At 44.8% G+C, this 648-nt stretch carries 3 tRNA genes; all 3 read left to right on the top strand.

Annotated elements, in window-relative coordinates:
- Positions 1 to 76: 76 nt before the first annotated feature.
- The 3 genes from VEZ01S_RS16280 (at position 77) to VEZ01S_RS16270 (ending at position 374) form a co-directional block, all read left to right on the top strand.
- Positions 77 to 152: transfer RNA gene (locus VEZ01S_RS16280), tRNA-Lys, on the top strand.
- A gap of 33 nt (positions 153 to 185) precedes the next feature.
- Positions 186 to 261 (top strand) — tRNA-Ala (locus VEZ01S_RS16275).
- A 37-nt stretch (positions 262 to 298) separates the two neighbouring features.
- Positions 299 to 374 (top strand) — tRNA-Val (locus VEZ01S_RS16270).
- The last annotated feature ends 274 nt before the right edge of the window (positions 375 to 648 follow it).

Raw genomic sequence — 648 nt, 5'->3', positions numbered from 1 at the left:
CCCGTTCGTCTAGAGGCCTAGGACACCGCCCTTTCACGGCGGTAACAGGGGTTCGACTCCCCTACGGGATACCATTGGGTCGTTAGCTCAGCTGGTAGAGCAGTTGACTTTTAATCAATTGGTCGCAGGTTCGAATCCTGCACGACCCACCATTTTCTCCTTTTGGCAGAAAATGAATCTAAGATGGGGCTATAGCTCAGCTGGGAGAGCGCCTGCCTTGCACGCAGGAGGTCTGCGGTTCGATCCCGCATAGCTCCACCATTCTTAGAAATGTTCATACCACTGAACAATAAAATGTGGGCGATTAGCTCAGTTGGGAGAGCACCTCCCTTACAAGGAGGGGGTCACTGGTTCGAGCCCAGTATCGCCCACCATTCTCTAACTATTTTTGGAAAGTTATTCCAAACCAGAACAAGAAATTGATACTGGTTGGGATTTTTGTCGCCTAAGCGATTTACCGAAAGTGATTAGAAAATGGTTTTATAGCTGTATGGCTAAAAAATCTCGCTCTTTAACAATTTGGAAAGCTGACGATAAATGATGTCCAGTTTTATACTGAGAAAGCATCATTTATCAAATTTAAAAGTTCTCAAATCCTATATCTTTATGATGTAGGTACCAACACACATTCAAGTGTTCTTGGGAATG

The organism is Vibrio ezurae NBRC 102218 (assembly GCF_000467185.1).
GTDB lineage: Bacteria > Pseudomonadota > Gammaproteobacteria > Enterobacterales > Vibrionaceae > Vibrio > Vibrio ezurae.
This window is presented reverse-complemented; position numbering and strand designations above follow the sequence as displayed.